At 68.9% G+C, this 16,177-nt stretch carries 19 protein-coding genes and 1 tRNA gene; 11 read left to right on the top strand and 9 right to left on the bottom strand.

The features are described 5' to 3' along the window. Nucleotides 1–48: 48 nt before the first annotated feature. Nucleotides 49–1,131, bottom strand: a complete 1,083-nt coding sequence (locus tag ASC95_RS01575) for a DNA topoisomerase IB (protein WP_082567409.1) — start codon at nt 1,129–1,131, stop codon at nt 49–51. Nucleotides 1,132–1,183: 52 nt separating this feature from the next. On the opposite strand from ASC95_RS01575, the gene ASC95_RS01570 reads away from it, so the two are divergent. Together ASC95_RS01570 and ASC95_RS01565 are read left to right on the top strand one after the other, a co-directional pair. Beyond that, nucleotides 1,184–2,425, top strand: coding sequence for a glycosyltransferase (locus ASC95_RS01570; protein WP_057296041.1), 1,242 nt, complete (start codon nt 1,184–1,186; stop codon nt 2,423–2,425). Next, on the top strand, nt 2,422–3,306 hold the full coding sequence (locus ASC95_RS01565) for a DUF2334 domain-containing protein (RefSeq protein WP_057296040.1): 885 nt from the start codon (nt 2,422–2,424) through the stop codon (nt 3,304–3,306). Before ASC95_RS01570 ends, ASC95_RS01565 begins: the two co-directional genes overlap by 4 nt. On the opposite strand, the gene ASC95_RS29695 is transcribed toward ASC95_RS01565, so the two are convergent. Further along, entirely contained in the window at nt 3,201–3,494 is a 294-nt protein-coding gene (locus tag ASC95_RS29695; protein ID WP_082567407.1) for a hypothetical protein, read from the bottom strand. The genes ASC95_RS01565 and ASC95_RS29695 overlap by 106 nt on opposite strands. A gap of 301 nt (nt 3,495–3,795) precedes the next feature. Continuing rightward, nucleotides 3,796–5,277: a sigma-54 dependent transcriptional regulator gene (locus tag ASC95_RS01560; RefSeq protein ID WP_057296039.1), complete on the bottom strand. Its 1,482-nt coding sequence runs from the start codon at nt 5,275–5,277 to the stop codon at nt 3,796–3,798. A 171-nt stretch (nt 5,278–5,448) separates the two neighbouring features. On the opposite strand from ASC95_RS01560, the gene ASC95_RS30325 reads away from it, so the two are divergent. The 3 genes from ASC95_RS30325 to ASC95_RS01550 all read left to right on the top strand — a co-directional run bounded on the left by ASC95_RS30325 (nt 5,449) and on the right by ASC95_RS01550 (nt 7,789). After that, on the top strand, nt 5,449–5,670 hold the full coding sequence (locus ASC95_RS30325; protein WP_157255908.1) for a hypothetical protein: 222 nt from the start codon (nt 5,449–5,451) through the stop codon (nt 5,668–5,670). Between the two features lie 142 nt (nt 5,671–5,812). Next, a complete protein-coding gene (locus tag ASC95_RS01555) occupies nt 5,813–7,237 on the top strand; it encodes a phosphatidylserine/phosphatidylglycerophosphate/cardiolipin synthase family protein (RefSeq protein WP_057296038.1) in 1,425 nt (474 codons plus the stop codon). 57 nt (nt 7,238–7,294) lie between these two features. Beyond that, nucleotides 7,295–7,789 (top strand): hypothetical protein, encoded by a 495-nt coding sequence (locus ASC95_RS01550; protein WP_157255907.1) that lies wholly within the window; start codon nt 7,295–7,297, stop codon nt 7,787–7,789. Here the strand turns inward: ASC95_RS01550 and ASC95_RS01545 are convergent. The 3 genes from ASC95_RS01545 to ASC95_RS01535 form a co-directional block, all read right to left on the bottom strand. Then, nucleotides 7,732–8,418 (bottom strand): hypothetical protein, encoded by a 687-nt coding sequence (locus tag ASC95_RS01545; RefSeq protein ID WP_057296036.1) that lies wholly within the window; start codon nt 8,416–8,418, stop codon nt 7,732–7,734. The two genes, ASC95_RS01550 and ASC95_RS01545, sit on opposite strands and share 58 nt — an antisense overlap. A 202-nt stretch (nt 8,419–8,620) precedes the next feature. After that, nucleotides 8,621–9,355: a SapC family protein gene (locus ASC95_RS01540; RefSeq protein ID WP_082567406.1), complete on the bottom strand. Its 735-nt coding sequence runs from the start codon at nt 9,353–9,355 to the stop codon at nt 8,621–8,623. Next, nucleotides 9,352–10,659, bottom strand: coding sequence for a hemolysin family protein (locus ASC95_RS01535; protein WP_057296034.1), 1,308 nt, complete (start codon nt 10,657–10,659; stop codon nt 9,352–9,354). The genes ASC95_RS01540 and ASC95_RS01535 overlap by 4 nt, the downstream gene beginning before the upstream one ends. Nucleotides 10,660–10,836: 177 nt before the next feature. Between ASC95_RS01535 and ASC95_RS01530 the strand changes: the two genes are divergently transcribed. Beyond that, nucleotides 10,837–11,661, top strand: a complete 825-nt coding sequence (locus tag ASC95_RS01530; RefSeq protein ID WP_057296033.1) for a symmetrical bis(5'-nucleosyl)-tetraphosphatase — start codon at nt 10,837–10,839, stop codon at nt 11,659–11,661. Nucleotides 11,662–11,690: 29 nt separating this feature from the next. Beyond that, a tRNA-Ser gene (locus ASC95_RS01525) sits at nt 11,691–11,780 on the top strand. 299 nt (nt 11,781–12,079) lie between these two features. Here ASC95_RS01525 and ASC95_RS01520 read toward each other — a convergent pair. Continuing rightward, the gene (locus ASC95_RS01520) at nt 12,080–12,394 is read right to left on the bottom strand and encodes a chaperone modulator CbpM (protein ID WP_057296032.1); all 315 of its coding nucleotides are present in this window, start codon (nt 12,392–12,394) and stop codon (nt 12,080–12,082) included. Between the two features lie 2 nt (nt 12,395–12,396). Further along, nucleotides 12,397–13,347 carry a DnaJ C-terminal domain-containing protein gene (locus ASC95_RS01515; RefSeq protein WP_057296031.1) on the bottom strand — a complete coding sequence of 317 codons (951 nt, stop codon included), beginning with the start codon at nt 13,345–13,347 and terminating at the stop codon, nt 12,397–12,399. A 279-nt stretch (nt 13,348–13,626) separates the two neighbouring features. Between ASC95_RS01515 and ASC95_RS01510 the strand changes: the two genes are divergently transcribed. The 4 genes from ASC95_RS01510 (at nt 13,627) to ASC95_RS01495 (ending at nt 14,951) form a co-directional block, all read left to right on the top strand. After that, nucleotides 13,627–13,845, top strand: coding sequence for a hypothetical protein (locus ASC95_RS01510; RefSeq protein WP_057296030.1), 219 nt, complete (start codon nt 13,627–13,629; stop codon nt 13,843–13,845). A gap of 87 nt (nt 13,846–13,932) precedes the next feature. Next, complete coding sequence (locus ASC95_RS01505) at nt 13,933–14,133, top strand: DUF2892 domain-containing protein (RefSeq protein WP_057296029.1); 201 nt, start codon at nt 13,933–13,935, stop codon at nt 14,131–14,133. 3 nt (nt 14,134–14,136) lie between these two features. Beyond that, the gene (locus ASC95_RS01500; protein WP_057296028.1) at nt 14,137–14,484 is read left to right on the top strand and encodes a carboxymuconolactone decarboxylase family protein; all 348 of its coding nucleotides are present in this window, start codon (nt 14,137–14,139) and stop codon (nt 14,482–14,484) included. 20 nt (nt 14,485–14,504) lie between these two features. Next, on the top strand, nt 14,505–14,951 hold the full coding sequence (locus ASC95_RS01495) for a universal stress protein (RefSeq protein ID WP_057296027.1): 447 nt from the start codon (nt 14,505–14,507) through the stop codon (nt 14,949–14,951). 31 nt (nt 14,952–14,982) lie between these two features. On the opposite strand, the gene ASC95_RS01490 is transcribed toward ASC95_RS01495, so the two are convergent. Beyond that, nucleotides 14,983–16,176 (bottom strand): efflux RND transporter periplasmic adaptor subunit, encoded by a 1,194-nt coding sequence (locus ASC95_RS01490; RefSeq protein ID WP_235537655.1) that lies wholly within the window; start codon nt 16,174–16,176, stop codon nt 14,983–14,985. Nucleotide 16,177: the final 1 nt, after the last annotated feature.

The following is a 16,177-nucleotide window of genomic DNA, read 5'->3' as shown; positions in this document are numbered from 1 at the left end:
CGGCCGTCATGGCAAGCGGAATGCCCGCCCCTTCCCGGTCCCTGCACCTCAGGTCGACCGAGCTGCCGCCCGGGAGCGCAGCAGGGCCATCAGTTGGCGCTCGGCGGCGCTCAGGCCGGGCCGGGCCGAGGGCGCCGCCGCCCAGGGCTGGGCGCGCAGCGCGGCGCGGGCCGCCTCATCGTCCAGCGCTTCGCCCAGAGCCAGCACGCGCGGGTGGATGTAAGCCTTGCGGCAAACCGCGGGGGTGTTGCCCAGGCGCTTGGCGACGGCGGCCAGCAGTTGCTGAGGCCGGCAGGGCTCGGCGCCCTCGGCACAGGCCTGCAGCGTCAACTGCAGAGCGAGCACGCTGCCATGCCAGGTGCGGAAATCCTTGGCCGTGACGCGCCGGCCGGCGGCCTCGGCCAGCCAGGCATTGACGTCCGCGGAGTCGACGGCATGGGTCTGCCCGCCCTCGTCGAGATAGCGGAACAGCTCCTGGCCGGGCAGCTCGCGGCAGCGGCGCACGATGCGGGCGACCCGGCGGTCGCTCACCTGGACCGAATGGCGCACGCCGCTCTTGCCGACAAAGGACAGCTGGATGGCGTCACCCCGCACGCCAGCATGGCGGTTGCGCAGCGTCGACAGCCCATAGGAGCCGTTTTCGCGCGCATAGGCGCTGTTGCCGATGCGCAGCCAGGTGGTGTCCAGCAGGCGCACCAAAGTGGCCAGCACGCGCTCGCGGGTGGGCTCGCCCTGCCCCGCCAGCGCGCGCTGCACGCGTCGGCGCAGCCGTGGCAGCACGGCGCCAAAGTGCAGCAGGCTGTCGAACTTGGTCTGGCCGCGGTCGGCCATCCATTCGGCGTGATACCGGTATTGCTTGCGCCCCCGCGCATCCCGCCCGGTGGCCTGCAGATGGCTGTCGGCAAACGGGCTGATCCAGACCTGCTGCCATGCCGGTGGAATGGCCAGTTTGCGGATGCGCGCGAGCGTGGCCTCGTCACGGACATGCCGGCCGTGCGCGTCCCGGTATTGGAAGCCGCCGGACGTCGCCGGCTCTCGGCGGATGCCGGGACCTGCGTCGCTGAGCCAGCGCAGGCCGGCCTGGCGCGCCTGGCGAACCTCCGGAGCTTGGGATGACGGCGGGTTGGGCATGCCGCGCCCTGGCAGGCGACGTGCCAGGCACGCCGATTGCCCCCGCGCCGCAATGCATGCGAACCACGCCGCGCCCGAGCAGCAGGTCCAGGAGACGCCTCCTGGTGCGGGCCCCCATCTGCTGGATGTATCGATGTTCTGGGGCGCCACAGGTGGCGTGCGGCGCGTGTTGACAGCCAAGCATGAACGATTGCGCCCGCTGGGCTGGCGGCACACGGTCATCGCCCCAGGCGCCCGGGGCCCCGGCATGGTGGACTGCGGCGGCATGCCCCTGCCCCGCAGCGGCGGCTACCGCATGGTGCTGAGCCGGGGCCGCGCGCTGCGGCAGATTGAGTTCGTGGCACCCGACATCGTCGAATCCGCCGATCCCTATGTACTGGCCTGGGCGTCGCTGGCCGCGGCGGAACAGTTGCGCATCCCGGCGGTGGCCTTCTGCCACAGCAACCTGCCCGAGCTGGCGGCGCGCTTAGTGGGTGGCCCCCAACGCACGCGCCTGGCGCGCGGCGCCGAGCGCTGGGCACGGCGCTACCTGGTCAACCTCTACCGCCATTTCGACCTCGTCATGGCCCCCAGCAGCGGCATGGTGCAACTGCTGCAGTCCTGGGGTGTGCCGCGCGTGACGCTGCAGCCCCTGGGCGTCGACTGCTCGGCCTTCACGCCCTGCGCCCGCGACGCCGCCTGGCGGCTGCAGCTTTGCAGCGACCATGGCCTGGCGCCGGATACGCGCCTGTTCATCTACACCGGCCGCTTCGCATTGGAGAAGAACCTGCAACTGCTGGCCGATGCGGTCGCCTTGCTGGGCCGCGGCCACGTGCTGCTGGCCGTGGGCGACGGGCCGGCGCCGCCCGTTGGCGAGCAGGTGCTGTTGCTGCCGGCGGAGCACGACAGCCGGCAACTGGCCCGCATGGTGGCCAGCTGTGACACCTATGTGCACGCCGGTGACCAGGAGACCTTTGGCCTGGGCGTGATCGAGGCCATGGCCTGTGGCACGCCGGTGGTGGTCGCCGGCGCCGGCGGCCTGGCCGAACTGGCACGCGACGCGGGCCTGCTCGTGGACAGGCCACGCGCCGGCTCCTGGGCAGAAGCGATGGACGCCAGCCTGGCCGGCAACCACGCGGTTCAACGCCGCAACGCCCTGGCGCGTGCCCAGGCGCAGGACTGGCCGCATGTGATGGCGCAGATGACGCGGCGCTACAGCGCCCTGCTCGGCCGCCATCCCACGCCGGCCGCGCCGGCCCGCCCGGCACTGCCGCTGGCCAATCAGCTGGCCAATCAGCTGGCACGCCAGCGTTGACCGCGCCGACCCGAGCGGCCGGCGCCGTGTGCGTCGTGCTGCATGATGTGTCACCGGCGCGCTGGGACGGCTGCCTGCGCGTGCTGGCCGAACTGCGCCGCTGCGCCAGCCATGCCGGCGTGCGGCTGCCGCTGTCCCTGCTCGTGGTGCCACGCATGCACGGCGATGCGGAGGTACCGCCGCGCTATCTGCGCTGGTTGCACGGCATGGCCGGTGCCGGCCATGAACTGCTGCTGCACGGCCTCACCCACCGCGACGAAGGGCCGCCGCTGCGTGGCCTGGGCGACTATCTGCTGCGCCGCCACTACACGGCGGGCGAGGGCGAGTTTGCCGCCTTGTCCCACGCGCAGGCCACGCAGCGGTTGCTCGAGGGCCGCGCCTGGGCCCGCGACCACGGCCTGGCCATGGACGGCTTCGTCGCGCCGGCCTGGCTGCTCGCTCCACCGGCGCTGCAAGCCGTTGCTGACGCGGGCTTTCGCCACACCTGCACGCTGACCGAAGTCATCGCCCTGCCCCACCGGCACGTGCTGCCGGCACCCAGCCTGGTGTTCAGCACACGCGCGGCCTGGCGCCGCGGTCTGTCATTGGCCTGGAACGAGCTGCAGGCACGCCGCGCCCGCGAGGCGCCGCTGCTGCGCCTGGAGCTGCACCCGGGCGACGCCGATCACCGCGCCGTGGTGCGCTGCTGGACGCGGCTGCTGGACGAAGCCCTGCGCACGCGCACGCCGCTGCGCCTGGCCGAAGCGGCGCAGATGGCGCGGGTGCTGGCGGGGCATCAGCGCGAGTTGCTGCGCGAGCTCAACAGGTGCCAGAGCGCAAAAACCAGCGTGCCGACCGCCACCGCGACCAGGGCGGAGCGCACCGGCTCGTCGCGCACATAGCCCACGGTCCGCTCGCGGACCTGCGAGACGCCGGAACGCATGTTGCGCAGGACCGGCGCCACGGCGTCGCGCGCCTCGCTGACGCCGTCGGCCAGGTGGTCCAGGCCGCGCCGCGCGGCGCTCTGCGCCTTCTGCAGGCCAAGCCGTGAGGTGTCGGCCGCATCGTCAATCCAATCTGCGTGACCCATGGTGCTTCCTTTGTCAGAGTATCGGAATGCAGTGGGGCAATCCGCGCGCCTTGCCTGCACTCAGGAAGGCCACAGTTGCACGCTGACCTCGTTGACGACGGCGGTAGCGCCTTCCACACGCTGGGCAATGGCGCCGACACCGGCCCGCTCGGCCGTGTCAGGCGCGACGCGTCATGCAGCACTGGTTTGGCGTCAGGCGCAGCGCGCGCGGGCGAGGCTGGGGGCCGGCGCCTCGGCGCTTGGGCGACAACCAGCCGCCAGCAGCAGCGCTGCCAACGCCGACCTGCCCCTCATGCCGCACTCAGTCGCGTTGCGGGGGGCTGACGTCCGCAGCCGCGCTGCCCTCGGCTGCATATTCCTTCAGCCGGTTGTACAGCGTCTTCAGGCTGATCCCCAGCACCGCAGCGGTGCGTTCCTTGTGGTGGTTGAAGTGGCGCAGCGTGGCCAGCATCAGCGCGCGTTCGGCCTGCGCCACGCTGGAGCCGATGGGCAGGGTGATGAAAGGCACGTCGGCATCGGCGTTCAGCGTTTCGGACATCCGCGGCGGCGAGGGCGGGACACTGACCGGCGCCGCCGCTGGCAGGTCCTGCGGCGCCAGGCTTCCCCATGCCGAAGTGACCCCCGCCTCTTCGCTGCCGGGCAGCCAGGTCTCGTCGATCAGCTCGCCCTGGGCCATTACATAGGCGCGCTGCACGACATTGCGCAACTCGCGCACATTGCCCGGCCAGGAATAGCCCACCAAGGTCGCCAGCGCCTCGGGCGTGAAGCGGCGCACCGTGCCCTCCTGCTCGCTGATGGCGGCCAGGAAATGGTTGGCCAGCAGCGGGATGTCGGCGATGCGGTCCCGCAGCGGCGGCAGCGCGATCGGGAAGATGTTCAGGCGGTAGAGCAGGTCTTCGCGCAACTTGCCCGAGGCCACGGCCTGGTAAGGCAGGCGGTTGGTGGCCGCGACGATGCGCACGTCGGTCTCCTGGCTGGTGGTGCTACCCACGCGCATGAAGCGCCCGGTCTCCAGCACGCGCAGCAGCTTGACCTGCAGCTCCAGCGGCATCTCGGTGATCTCGTCCAGGAAGAGAGTGCCACCGCTGGCGCGCTCGAAGAAGCCCTGGTGCTGGCGCTCGGCGCCGGTGAAGCTGCCCTTCTCGTGGCCGAAGATCTCGCTCTCGATCAGGTTGGGGCTGATGGCCCCGCAGTTCACCGCCAGGAAGGGGCGCTTGCGGCGGCGGCTGAGGTCGTGCACGGTTTGCGCGACCACCTCCTTGCCGGTACCCGATTCGCCCGTGATGAAAACCGACACGCTGGTGCCGGCCACGCGCGAGATCTGCTCGTAGATGCGCTTCATCGGCGCGCTGCGGCCCCACAGATGGCCGAAGTGACCGGATTCGTCCAGATTGGCGGTGAGGTCCTCCACCTCGGCCTGCAGTGCCGCCGGCTTCATGATGCGTGACAGCACGCCCTGCAGCTGCTTGAGATTGACGGGCTTGACGAGATAGTCGGCCGCACCCAGGCGCAGCGCCTGGATGGAGGTCTCGAGGTTGGCGTGGCCGGTGCAAAGCACGACCTCGGAATTGGCCACCAGCTTGGGGTCGGCCAGCAGGTCCATGCCATTGCCGTCGGGCAGGCGCAGGTCCAGCAGCAGGATGTCGGGCGGCTGCAATGCGAGCTGCTTGCGCGCGTCGCGCAAGGTATGAGCGACCGCCACAGTGAACTGTTCGCCCGCGATCAACTCGCGCAAGGAGGCGGCTGAGTCGTGGTCATCGTCCACTACCAGGGCATGCGGCATCGTTTCCTTTCAGCTTTATCGAGGTGGTCCAGGTGCGCCTGGATTGGTCATTTTCAACAAATTCGAACCGCACATGAGAAATTTTGGCGCTGCGGGACGTGTATCGGCAGGTAAACCGGTCAGGCATGCCAGCTGCCGACACTGACAGCCACCGTAACGTTATGCCCGCCCATGAGCAACCCCTTGTTACGAGACGCTGATTGCCGCGACACCGCCGGCCGCTCGTTGACGAGGCTGCTGGACGCGCTGGCGCTGGGCGCCGTGCTAGTGCTGGCCTGGCGAACCTGCCATGGCCATCATCATCGCCGCCGCAGCGCCCATTCCGCACGCGCACCGGTCGCAGTGCAGACCTGGGAAGGCGAAGGCGGACGCCCAACGCCCACCGACGACTGAAGCCGTGCGGCCAGCATTGCTGCAAGTTCTACCGGTTGCGCCGCCCGCTGCAGCCCCCTGACTTCATCGGCGTCGGCAACGAGCGCCTGGGCGGGCACGCCGCCTGCCTGCCAAGCTCAACATTGGTGCATTGGCGGGCCTCATGAAGCAATCTCGCGGCTGGCACCTCGGCGGCTGGGCATGGGCCCTCGCGGTGGTGTTCTCCCTGGCGGGCACGGTGGCCTGCGGCACCTTGCTGGAACGGGAGCGCCAGGCGCAGCCGGCGTCGGCGCGCCTGACCGCCGAGCGCGTCAGTCTGCAGGGCCGCGACGGTCCCGTCTCCGATGCCGTTGAGGCCAGGGACTTGGCTCGCGTGCGCGACGAGGGCAACGGCGCGCTGCTTGAACGCCATCTCGGCGCGCTGGCAGCCCGGGGCGACACCCAGCTGCTGCGTGGCAACACGGCCAAGCTGCTGGTCGACGGCCCCGCGACCTTTGCAGCGATGAAGGCAGCCATCGCCGCTGCTCGCCACCGTCTGCTGGTGGAGTTCTATATCGTCGAGGACGCGGGCGTGGCCGCCGAGATCGGCGAGTTGCTGCTGCGCAAGGCCGCCGAGGGCGTCAGCGTGGCGCTGATGTACGACAGCCTGGGCTCGATGGGCACGGATGGCGCTTTCTTCGACCGCCTGCGCAAGGGCGGCATCGCCGTGTGCGCCTTCAACCCCATCAATCCACTGGAGCGACCGGGCCACTGGGGCGTGCTGCAGCGCAACCATCGCAAGATGCTGGCTGCCGACAGCGACGTGGCCTTCACCGGTGGCATCAATCTCAGCAACGTTTACGCCGAAGGCTCCTTCAGCAGTGCCCGTCGCAAGGCCCCACCGGCCGACGCCGACAAGCAGGGCTGGCGCGACACCCAGGTGGAGCTGCGCGGCCCCGTGGTGTCGGCATTGGCCGTGCTGTTCCGCGAATCCTGGGCCCTGCAGGGCTGCCCGGGTGAACTGGCGCCGGCGCCGCCGCCGCGTGTGGCCACGCCGGGGCAGCGTGTCATCAAGCTCGTGGCGGGCGACCCGGCCAACGGCATCAACCCGAGCTACACGGCGCTGCTGCATGCCATCGATGCCTCGCAGCGCAGCGTGCAGCTGACCATGGCCTATTTCGCGCCAGGGTCCGAGCTCATCCAGGCCTTGTGCGACGCGGCCCGCCGCGGTGTCGCCGTCTCCCTGGTGCTGCCGGGGCGCAGCGACGTCGCCATGGTGCTGCACGCCGCGCGCTCGCGCTATGCCCAGTTGCTGGAAGCCGGCGTGCAGATCCACGAGATGACGGAGTCCGTCATGCACGCGAAGACGGCCGTCGTGGACGGCGTCTATTCCAGCGTCGGCTCGAGCAACCTCGACTGGCGCAGCATCGTCGGCAACCACGAGATCGACGTCATCGTCCTCGGCGACGACTTCGGCCAGCAGATGCAGGCCCTGTTCGAGCGCGACCTGACGGTGTCCCAGCGCATCGATCCAGCGCAATGGGCCAAGCGCGGCCTGGGCCAGCGCTTGCTGCAGGGCTTTGCCCGCCTGGTAGAGCCATTGCTTTGAGCTGGCACCCCGTTTGCCACAAGCCCTCGGGTTTATTCAGCAACTCGGAGTTCTGCGATGACGATTGACCTCATGGGTACTTCCTCCATGACCGACGCCTCCAACATGGGCGCGGCGGGGCGCTATCTGAACGACATGCGCCTGGAGCGCTCACGCCGGCCAGGCGGTAGCAGCACCGGCCGGCTGATGCGGCGCAGCCGCACGCGCACGGCCGGCATACGCTTTGAGTGGGTGACACGCACGATCGGGCCGGTGCTGCGCGTCGTGGCCACCTGGACCGACCGGCATGGCCAGCCTCACCACACCTCGTTCTCGGTGCAGTGCAATGGCCTGGAAGGTGCGCTGGACCGCGCCATCGCCGCGCGCACGTCCTGTGGCGCGCCGCCGCCGGACCGCGAGGACTTGCTGCAGCGCCTGCGCAAGGAATTCGCTACGGCGCCGCTTGCCGCGGAGCAGCTGGCCGGCATGGCGCCGGGGCGGACCCTGCTGACCGCTCAGCTCAATTTGGCCAGCATGGAGGCCTCGGTGGCCTCGTCCCAAGCCAACGGATAAAGGCAACGGGCCTGGGTCAGCAGCTCAGGCCGGCCGCCCCACAGGGCGATTTGCTCGCGCACGGTCGCCAGATCGATGCTCATCAGCACGGCCGGCGCATTCACGCGCGGGTTGTGCCGGGCCGTCGTGTAGGGCAACAAGCCCAGCCAGCGCCTGTAAAAGGCCACGTGGCGCGGGTTGACCTCGATGATGAGGCGCTCGCAACGCGCGCGACGGTGGGCGTGCAGATAGCCAAGGTGAAACACCTGGGCCAGCACGCGCTTGGGCTCGAAGGCATGCTTGTCTACGGCCAGCCGGCCGAATTCGCAAAGCTTGATGCCGGCTGAGCGCCACTCGGCAAGTTCCGCCTCGAAGAGCAGGTCAGCATGCAGGCCGCCGACACCGTCAAAACGCACCGACAGCGTGCCGATGATGTTGTCGCCGTTGCGCGCCGTGCAGACGATGTCGCCATCCTCCTTGCGGCTGGTGTAGGTCTCCCGCTTCACCGCCAGGCCGCGATCGCCATAGCGCCGCTCGACGAGCTCGTACGCGTCGCCCTCCAGCGCTCCAAAATCGCTGTTGAGCTCCAGCGGCGGTCCGCCGAAGGGGTTCAGCGGCGTGCGGCGGCTTTCTTCGAACATGGGCGTCATCGACTACATCCTTGGTGCCCAACGCACCGAGCGGCGGAGTCTAGGGATTGAAATGACGCATTTCATTGAAGCTCACAGACCGATACATCTAAATCGGGGGTGTCCGGGGTTTTCCCGTCGCCGGGATATGCGACAGCGACCCTCGCCGGAAAAAAAGGCCACGCACGGCGTGGCATTCGGGGCGATGGCTCGCGCTGCGGGATCAGACCGCGTACTTGCCCACCAGGCGGTTCATGTTGGTCATTGACAGACGGTGCATCTCGATCATCGCGATGAGGCCGTTGCGATGCAGTTGCAGCACCTTGTCGTCGGCCAGTTCGGCGTACTTCTTCTCGTCCAGGGCCATGAAACCCTCGACGTCGAGCTTTTCATCATTCGGCAAGGTCGCCTCGAAGCGCATGTCCTGCAGCAGGTCCATCTCGACGAGCAGGTTGCAGATCAGGCGGGTGCGCTCGGCTTCCTGCTCGAAGTTTTCCAGGAAGGCCTTGGCATTCAGCAGGAACTCGGTCGGCTGTCCGTCCTTGAACAAGGCCTCGCCGGTCGTCTCGTTGAAGGCCGGCCACTTCATGTCGTAGCAGACGGCCATGTTGTTCGAGCTTTCGTCCATGCGGGCCATCACGAAGGGATAGCGGCGCACGTAGGCGGGCACATAGCCACCCGTCCACTTGTCGCCCTCGACGAAGAGGTTGGAGCCCGGGCGCAGACCCAGCACGGCCAGCGGCGCGACGGGCTGCTTGCCATCCGCGCCGGGCTGGCCGGCGCGCACGAAGACGATGGGGTATTCCTTGCAGGCGTCGGCGAACTCGACGGCGGCGAGGAAGACCGAGTTCTGATCGGCCACGCGGCGCACGACAGACTGGTCGGTGTCCAGCTTCAGGTTCTTGTGGATTTCACGATCCAGCGGCTGCAGTTCGCCGTACATCGGGGGGTTGCTCATGTTTCTCTCTCTCCAGGTTCCTCGGCCAGACGACTGACCAGCACTTTGTCTACACGCTTTCCATCGAGGTCGACGACCTCGAATCTCCACGCGTCCCACTCCACGACATCGGTCGTGCGCGGCAAGCGCCCCAGCAGCAGCATGATCATGCCGGCCAGGGTGTTGTAGCGCCCACGGTCCTCTTCGGGCAGTTCCTTCAACGCCAGGCGGTCCTTCAGCTCGGGCACCGGGATCAGGCCGTCAATCAGCCAGCTCCCGTCCTCGCGCTGCACCGCCCAGGCGTCGCCATCGCTCGGGGCATTGAACTCCCCGGCGATGGCTTCCAGTACGTCACGCACAGCAATCACGCCCTGCACCTCGCCGTATTCATCGACGACGAAGACCAAGGGCGCATCCGACACGCGGAAATGTTCCAGCAGCTCCATGCCTGACAGCGTCTCGGGCACGAACAGCGGCGCCTCCATCCCGACGGTCAGGTCCAGCGGCAGGCCTTCCAGCAGCCCCGCCAGCAGCGCCGGCGCATTGGCCACGCCCAACACGTCGGTCAGGCCTCCACGGCAGACGGGGTAGCGGTTGAAGCCATGCTCGCGCAACACCGCCAGCACCTCGGCCGGCGTGGCGTCAACCTCCAGCCAGGCGATCTCGGTGCGCGGAATCATCATCGAGCCGACCTGGCGCTCGTCCAGGCGGAACACGTTGCGCACCATCTGGTGCTCATGCTCCTCGATGACGCCGGCGTCACGGCCTTCTTCCAGGCTGGCGGCGATCTCCTCTTCCGTCACACCGCGCTGGCCCTTGTTGCGCAGGCCCAGCAGGCCCAGCGTCGCCTCGGTCATGAAGCTCAGCGACTTCACCAGCGGGCGCGCGGCCATGGAGATGAAGTTCATCGTCGGCGCGACGAGGCGGGCCACCGTCTCGGGGTAGATCTGGCCGACGCGCTTGGGCACCAACTCGCCGAAGACGATGGTCAGCAGCGTGATGATGACGACGACCAGGGCCGTCGCGGCGATGTCGGTGGCATGCGGGTTCAGGTGGAAGGTCTCGGTCAGCCAGCGCGACAGCGGGCCGGAGAAGGCCGCATCGCCGACGATGCCGTTCAGCACGCCGATTCCGGTGATGCCGATCTGCACCGTCGACAGGAACTTGGTCGGGTTGTCGTGCAGGTCCATTGCGGCCTGCGCCCCGCCCTCGCCGCTCTCCACCATCACCTGCAAGCGCGCCTTGCGGCTGGCGGTCAGCGCCATCTCCGACATGGCGAACAGGCCGTTGATCAGGATCAGAAAGAGAACGAGAGCGGTATCCATCGAAGGCGCCAGACCCGGGGAAAACCCTAGGCGGCGCAAGGCAAAAACGAAGCCCGGGAGACTATCAGAAGGCCATGACTCGGCCCAGCGTGCGATCCCTCGCTTTGGGGTCTGCGCGGCAGAGGGCGTGGCCCGCGCCTCTGCCGCGCAGAACCCCAGGACCGGGACAATCCGCACATGAATTACCTGATCGGCGACCTCCAGGGCTGCTGCGATGCGCTGGATCGCTTGCTGCAGCAGATCGATTTCTCCCCCTCGCGCGACCGCCTCTGGTTGCTGGGCGACCTCGTCAACCGCGGCCCCGCCTCGTTGACGACACTGCGCCGCCTGGCCGGCCTGGGCGAGACGGCGACCTGCCTGCTGGGCAACCATGACCTGCATCTGCTCGCCGCCCATCACGGCGTGCGCCGCCCGCACCGTGGCGACACGCTGGACGACATCCTGGCCGCACCCGACCGCGAGGCGCTGATGGACTGGCTGCGCCGCCAGCGCATGGCCGTCTTCGAGGCCGGCTGGCTGATGGTGCACGCCGGCGTCGTGCCGCAGTGGAGCTGCGACGACACCCTGGCCCTGGCTGCCGACGTCGAGGCCGTGCTGAGCGGCCCTGCCCTGCCCGACTTCCTGCATGCCATGTACGGCAACGAACCGGCGCGCTGGGATCCTGATCTGACCGACGCCGCGCGGCTGCGCTTCACCGTCAACGCGCTGACGCGCCTGCGCTTTTGCACGGCTGATGGCGAGATGGACTTCAAGACCAAGGACGGCGCCGGCGCCGCACCCGAGGGTTTCATGCCCTGGTTCGACGCGCCCGGCCGCAAGACCGCCGACACGCCCATCGCCTTCGGCCATTGGTCGACCCTGGGCCTGCTGGACCAGCCGAACCTGCTCGGCCTGGACACGGGCTGCGTCTGGGGCGGCAAGCTGACGGCGGCCCGGGTGGACGGCGCGACTCGCGAGATCATCCAGGTGCAGTGCGAACAGGCACAGCAGCCTGGCGGCTGAACTGGCACCGTAGAATGCCGCCTCCCCGAGGAAGCGTGGGAGAGTGGTTTAATCCAACGGTCTTGAAAACCGTCGAAGGTGTGAGCCTTCCGTGAGTTCGAATCTCACCGCTTCCGCCAGGTTTTCGTGAGTTCGGTCAAGGCCGTGCGACTTGAAGCATTGACTTGCACCAGGTGCAAGTTTTAAGTTCATTTCGCAGATGCAAGTCTTAAGTTCAACAGCCCCGCCAGGGGCTGTTTTCTTTGGCTCTTTGCGCGTTGATTCGTGATGGCTCACCGATCTTGATCGAGGGGAGTTCGGCACCGAACACCAACTGCTGAACGGAAGCCCACATGGCATCGGTTGCATGGCGGGCGAATAGGGCCATGTATGACGGCGGCGTGGTTCCCGCTAGACGCACAGCGGCCGATAGGTTGCCTCAGTCCCGCAGGCGCATGCGCAGCGCCGCCATCTCGTCGATCAGCTCCAGCGCCAGCGCGACGCCCGGCACGTTGACGTGCAGGTCCCGCGCCAGGCGCGAGGCGATGCGGGCTCGGGCCAAGGCCGTGCCCGTGAAGCACCAGCCCTGCGGCCCTTCGCCGACCGGCGCCAGGACGCCTTCGCCGACCAGTTCCTCGATGAAGCCCATTTCGCAGGCACAGGCCGCGCTCAGCTCCGCGAGCGACAGCCGAAGGTCTCGTTCCACGACGATGACGGTACAAGTGTCGGCGCCACCGGGTTCCTGGGTGTCCATGGCTACTCCTTGGGAATGTTGCGGGCATCGAAGCCGGCGAAGGCCCCGGCCAGGTTGCGCCACGCCTCCTCGTCGACCACGGACATGACCGGTGGCAGCACGATGCACAGCACGGCGTAGAGGTCGCCGGCCGGTGAGCCTGGCAAGCCCCTGCCGTTCAACCGCAGCTGGCGCCCCTGGGCGCTGCCGCGGGGCACCTTGAGCGCGACCGGGCCGGTGGGCGTAGCCACCCGCACCTCGGCACCCAGCGCGGCCTCCCAGGGCGCCAGCGGCAGGTCGAAAAAGACGTCACGGCCCGACACGCGATAGCGCGGGTGTGGCGCCACGTCGACCTCGAGGTAAAGATCACCCGGTGCACCGCCGCCGATGCCGGGCATGCCCTGGCCCTGCAGCCGCAGGTGCTGGCCGGGCAGCGTGCCCTTGGGGATTTGCAGTTCGATCCGGCGCTCGGCCAGGGTCACGCGACCTTGACCGTCCAACACCGGTGCGCGCAGCGACAGGTTGCGCGTCGCGCCGTGGTAGAGGTCCTCCAGCTCGACCGCGACGCGGGCGTGGTGGTCTTCGCCGCGCCGGTGTGCCGCCGGGCGGGCTCCCCGCCGCGCCGCGCCGAACAAGGCGTGGAAGAAGTCGCTGTGCTCGTCCCAGGACCCGTCAGCCGGGCTGGCGCCGCGGAACTCGAAACCCGCGTCCCAGTCCGGAGGCGGCGACGCACCCTGCCCCGCCGCGCGTCGGCGCGCCAGGTCCTGGCGCAGGGCATCGTAGGCGGCCCGCTTCTCGGGGTCCTTCAACACCTCGTAGGCCTCGGCGACTTCCTTGAAGCGTGCCTCGGCGCCCGCCTCCTTGCTGACGTCGGGGTGGTACTTGCGCGCCAGCTTTCGGTAGGCCTTCTTGACCTCGTCGCCCGACGTCCCTGGGTCGAGCCCCAGGGTGGCGTAGTAGTCCTTGTAGTCCATGCGTTTTCCGTGGCGTTGCCCGGCCTTGACAGGCCCCCACACTAGCTTCGGCACGTGCGCCGCCGTTTGCGTCAGGTCAACGCAGCGCCCTGTCGCATGCGACACCCGCTCCGCGCAACGGCACAGGGCACCCGATTCGCCGCCGCTGCCGCACGGCGCTTGTGTTACGCGGTTGGGACGGACGGTTGACACTCTGTTCCAGGCCGCTCCAGACCCGTGACGTGCCATTTTCCGGCGACGACTAACTTTTCTGTACGGGACGCCAATCTAGGAGCTGTGATGAACACCTCCATGCCCACGGGCCGCGATGAATCGCCATGCGAACTGCGCTTTCGTTCCCTGTTCGACGAAGGGCGCGGCTATGCCTTCCCCTGCGACCCGCAGGGAAAGGTCGTGCTCGATGCCATGAGCGAACCGGCACGCTGCAACTACTTTTATGCGCGTGCCATGGTGGGCCGCGAATTCGAAACGCCTGAGGTCAGGCGCCCTCTTCACTAGGTCGCTGAGACCCGGTCCCAACATTGATCGCCGTCAAGGCGGCGTGGCCGCAGACGTTGATGATGAAGACTTTCACAAGGAGGTTCCATGTTCAATGTCGGTACCCTCGACCGCTTCATGCGGGTCCTCGTCGGCCTGGCCCTGATCGCCGCCGTCTGGTTCGGCAGCATCGGCGCGTGGGGCTGGATCGGCCTGCTGCCGCTGTTCACCGGCCTCATCGGCTCCTGCCCGGCCTATCTGCCGTTCGGTTTCAGCACCTGCTCGATCAAACATCGCAAAGACGCCTGACCCATGTCTGGCACCCACTTCCGCCAGCTCACGCAGGGCGTCAGCGCCGATCTGGCGTCGCTGCGCACGAGCACGCCGGACACCATGAAGGCCTTCAACGACCTGGGCCGTGCCGCCCTCGCCGACGGGGCGCTGAGCCGCAAGACCAAGGAACTGATCGCGCTGGCCCTTGGCGTGGCGGCGCGTTGCGACGCCTGCATCGGCTTTCACATGCAGGCCCTGGTGAAGCTGGGCGCCACCCGCCAGGAAGTCGATGAGACCCTCGCCGTGGCGACCTATATGGGCGGCGGCCCGTCACTGATGTACGCGGCCCAGGCGGTCAGCGCATTCGACGAGTTCTCGCGTCTCTAGCCTCAACCGGAGCTTCCACCATGTACAAGCGCATCCTGGTCCCCGTGGACGGCAGCCCGACGGCCGACAAGGGTCTGACGGAGGCCATCGCCATGGCCAAGCTGGCCGGCTCGCAGCTGCGCCTGGTCCATATCGTCAATGAGCAGTCCATCATCATTGGCGCTGAGGGATTTCCCAACACCAGCGCGGAGGTCATCGCCTTGATGCGCGAAGGCGGGCAGTCGGTCCTCGATGCCGCGCGCACGCGGGTGGTAGCCGAGGGCATTCCAGTGGACGTGCAAATGCGCGAAGTCTTCGGCAGCCGAGTCGGTGACTCGGTGCTGGAGGAGGCAGCCCACTGGCCGGCAGACCTGATCGTGATCGGCACGCACGGCCGGCGCGGATTGCGCAGGCTGGTTCTCGGCAGCGATGCCGAGCACATCCTTCGCAGCGCCCAGGTGCCCGTGCTGCTCGTGCGCGGCGAATGAAGATCGCCACCTGACGCGGCCAGGCGGTCCGTCAGATCTTGCGCGGCCTCACCCGCGCCCCGTCCGCCACGGCGGCAGCCGGATACAGGATGACGGACGTGCCCGCAGCGGGAAGCTTGCGCACCCATGCGTGGCTGCTGCTGCGCGCGGCCACGTCGACCGGCTGCAGCCTGGCGCGCTGGCCGTCCAGCACAAAGACCGCCATGCCGGGCGCGTCGCTGCGCGGGAAGACCGCCGCCAGCGGCACCTGCAGCGCGCGGGCCTCGGACAGCACGACGATGCGCACGCCCACGCGGTAGGCGTCCCCGAGCGTGCGCCACTGTTCCGCCGGGCTGGTGAGGTCGATCAAGACCCGCACCCGCTGCTCCTCCACGCCCAGCGCTGACACCTTGGTGAACGCCCCCGGCTCGACGAGGCGGACCCGCCCCTGCAGTTCTCCGGCACCGCCCCAACGCTCGATGTGCACGGTCTGCCCGACCTTGAGCTTCACCGCCTCGGTCGTCAGCAGTTCGGCAACCACCTCCATGTGCGCGGTGTCCCCCAGTTCCAGCAGGGGTGTCCCCAACGGCACGCTGGCCTCGCTGGCCTGCACCACGCGCAGCACCCGGCCCGCCACCGGCGCGCGCAGCACAAACGCCGGGCTGCCACCGCGTTGCGCAGCGCCCAGCGCCGCGCGGGCCTGCTCGACCTCGTGCGTGGCGACGTGCTGCTCCGCGGCCGCGGCCTCATGGTCCTTCTGCGCCGCCATCAGCCCGAGGCGGTCGGCCTCCAGCTTGGTCGGTGCGACAAAACCCTGCCGCGCCAGCTCCTCGCTGCGCCGGGCCTCGTTGCGGGCCTGCAAGACGGCCACCTTGGCGCCTTCCAGCCGGGCCGATGCACGCTCCACACCCGCTTGCGCGGCCTCCACGCGGGCGCGCAGCTCGCGCAGGCTGCGCTCGTCCAGCAGCGGCGACAGCGCGGGCGTCAACGTGGCGACGACGTCACCCGCCGCCACCGTGTCGCCCTCGCGCAGCGCGATGCGATCCAGCCGCCCGGACAGCGGCGCGGAAACGACGTAGCGGTCCCGCAGCCGGGTGCGCGCGTCTTCATCCACCGTCGCCTCGAACGGCCCTTCGCTGACCGCCGCGACCTCCACCTCCAGGGGGCGCGGCGAGAACGCCCAGGCGATGGCCAGCACGGCGGCGAGGGCGACGCTGGCAACGGCCAGCTGGGTCGAGGTCTTCATG

The organism is Pelomonas sp. Root1217, assembly GCF_001425705.1.
Classification (GTDB): Bacteria; Pseudomonadota; Gammaproteobacteria; order Burkholderiales; family Burkholderiaceae_C; genus Pelomonas.
This window is presented reverse-complemented; position numbering and strand designations above follow the sequence as displayed.